General features: G+C 72.4%; 2 protein-coding genes. One reads left to right on the top strand and one right to left on the bottom strand.

Annotation, left to right across the window (positions count from 1 at the left end):
• Window positions 1-1,204 (bottom strand): IniB N-terminal domain-containing protein (locus GOAMI_RS23750; RefSeq protein WP_006438892.1); only part of this gene is annotated, 1,204 nt, incomplete at its 3' end.
• A gap of 363 nt (window positions 1,205-1,567) precedes the next feature.
• Here GOAMI_RS23750 and GOAMI_RS22190 point away from each other — a divergent pair.
• Window positions 1,568-2,918: Hsp70 family protein (locus tag GOAMI_RS22190; protein ID WP_006438891.1), on the top strand; the 1,351-nt coding region annotated here is incomplete at its 3' end.

Here is a 2,918-nt window from a genome sequence, read left to right as displayed (position 1 = left end):
CGCTCGACGTCAGAGCAACACCCAGCGCGGTCCCGAGCGACGCGGCGGCCGTGCCGCCCGCTGCCAGGGTGGAGCCGAGAGCGCTGGTCAGGGTCGCCCCGAGCTCACCGGACAGATCGGCGACGGCCTGCGCGTCGAGCAGTCCGGAGAGCGTCGCGGACAGGTCGCCGGCGACGTCGAGCGTCGAGGTGAGGGCGGCGGTCAGATCGCTCGACAGGTCGGCCCCGAGGCCGAGTGCACCGGAGAGGACCGCGGAGATGGCGCCACCCGCACCGAGTCCGGCGGCGAGCGCCGTGGAGAGGTCGGCACCGAGCGCACCGCCGGCTTCGAACGTGGCGCCGAGCATTCCGCCGAGGGTCGCGCCGAACTCGCCCGCGAGTTCGCCGCCCGCGCCGAGCGCCGCCGACAACTGGGCGGCGAGTCCGCCACCGAGGCCGAGTCCGAGGTCGGCGCCCGCGGCGAGGAGGGCGTCGAGGGATGCGCCGAGTTGACCGGCCAACGCACCTTCCGCGTCGATCGCGCCGGCCAGCGCCCCGGCGATCGCCGCCCCGGCGCCTGCACTCAGTTCGAGGCCTCCGGCGACCAGGGTGTCGAGGGCGGCACCCAGCGCGGCGCCGAACTGCGCCGCCACCTCGCCTCCGGCGCCCAGTCCGGCGGACAGAGCCGCACCGAGGGTGACAGCCAGCTGGCCGGCCAGATCGAGGTCACCGAAAGCGATTCCGCCGAGGTCCAGGTCTGCGAGCGAGAGGCCGGAGAGGTCGACGCCGCCGAGCCCGATCCCACCGATGAGCCCACCGAAGTCGATGTCGCCCAGGCCGACTCCGCCGAGACCGATGTCACCGACACCGACGTTGATGCCTCCGCCGCTGATACCTCCGACGTTGATGCCACCGAGGCCCAGTCCACCGAGACCGAACCCGATTCCGCCCCCGGCGCTCGCACCACCTCCGACGGCACCGCCGATCGCCCCGCCGCCGAGGCCACCGCCGGCCCCGGCAATGGCGCCGAGGCCACCACCGGCAGCGCCGCCGACGGCCAGTCCGGAGTCGGCGACGAGCGGCGTCGCGGCCGAGATGTGTGCGGGCGTGATCCCGGTGAGCCCGGCACGGTCGATCGCGGCCTGGGGATTGCCGCAGTAGGCGTTGAACGCGTCCTCGTCGCGAAGCAGGCCGAGGATGAAGTCGAGTACCGCATTGGTCGGCATGGCGTCGTTCCTTGCGTCGGAGAGATCGCAGTTCGATCCCGTGTCGAGTCCGACGCTAAACGCCGGTGCGGTGCGCGACATCGGGGTAAATCCCCAGTCCTGTCGCGACGGTCGATAGGGGGGGCGGCCCCCGGGGGGACAACCCGACAGGGGGCGGGGCCGATAGGGGGTAGGGGAGTTTCTCCCTAATCGCCGCCGAAGGGCTAACGGCCGGGTCATGATCGGCGACACACTCTGTGAAGTGCACGGTCGCATCGGCCGCGGCACGCGCCAACAGACGATCGCCCACGCCACGCCGGTGGCCGGCCGGCGATCGCCGATCGCCATCGACCACCCCGCAGGTGGGAACAGGAGCTGACCGACATGGGGATCGCGATCGGTGTGAAGATCGGGAGCGCGAACAGTGTCGCGGTCGTCGCCTCGGAGCACTCGTGGGAGAGTTCGCTCTCCGTCGAGACCGCCGCGCTGGTGGGTTCCGGCGATTTCCTCGACCGTGTCGGTGATCCCGTCCCGGTACTCGACGACCACGGACAGAGCCGGCCTGCCGCGCAGATCCACGCCGCGGCGATCGTCGCGCTCGTCACCCGCCTCGACCTGGGCGACGACTCCGTCGCGCACCTGACCGTCGTGCATCCCGACACGTGGACATCGCAGGCGGTCGACGAAGCCCGCGCTGCACTGCTCGCGCGGGATGACGTGCTCACGGGCGAGATCAGCTGGGTGGCGGAGTCGCGGGCGACGCTGGCAGCCGTCGAACACCACGAAGGTGCCTTCGGCGAGGGGCTGGTGATCAGCTACGACCTCGGCGCATCAGCCCTGACCGTCACCGTGCTCGCGACCGGTGACGAACCGCGTGTGGTGAGTCGGCCCCTGCGCCTCGACTCGGTCAGCGGGAACGAATTCGACCGACTGCTGCTCGGGCACACGTTGCGGGTCACCGGTGTCGCCGCCGGGCTCGCCGATCCTGGCGCCGCCTCGTCGGTTCTCGACGATCTGAGCCGGCTCCGTACCGAATGCCGCCGCGCCAAGGAATCCCTGTCGGTCGACACCGACGCGGTCGTCGACGTCCGCGTGGGCGAGGTGACCACCGTTGCTCGGCTCGTCCGCGATGACGTCGAGGACCTGGTCCGCGGACCCCTCGCGGAATCGGTGGCACTGATCCGGGAGGCACTCGCGAGTGCGGGCGCCGACCAGGCGGGAGGACACCCGGCCCCCGTCTCGGCGATCGTCCTCGGCGGTGGGGGCGCGTCCATCCCGCTCGTCACCGAGATGCTGTCCTCGACCCTGCGCCTGCCGGTGATCCTCGATCCCCAACCCGAATCGGCGTCCGCGGCCGGTGGCGCACTGATCGGCATCGCCGCGATCGGTGATCGTGACCCCGCGCCGATCGTCTCGGCCGTCGCCGTCCCCGGGCAGGCGCTCGCCGTGGTGCCGGAGGAACGTCCGCTGCGGGAGATCGAGCCGGCTCCCAGTACACCGGTCGCGGCTCCGGCTCCTCGCCTGTCCCGTCGTCGGCGCGGGATCTTGATCACGGCCGGTGCCGCAGCGTTGGTGCTGGTCTCGGCCACCGGTCTGTCGGTGGGGACGGGTCTGGTCGGTTCCACGGGAGAGGCGACGCCGCCTCCCGCCGGCGCGGTGACCACCACGGCCGGCTCGGCACCGGGCACACCCGGCACAACCCCTCCGACCGTGGCCGGAGCCAACACGGGCACCC

Source organism: Gordonia amicalis NBRC 100051 = JCM 11271 (assembly GCF_000332995.1).
Taxonomy (GTDB): Bacteria; Actinomycetota; Actinomycetes; order Mycobacteriales; family Mycobacteriaceae; genus Gordonia; species Gordonia amicalis.
The sequence above is the reverse complement of the archived record's forward strand: the minus strand, read 5'-3'. Positions and strand labels throughout refer to the sequence as shown.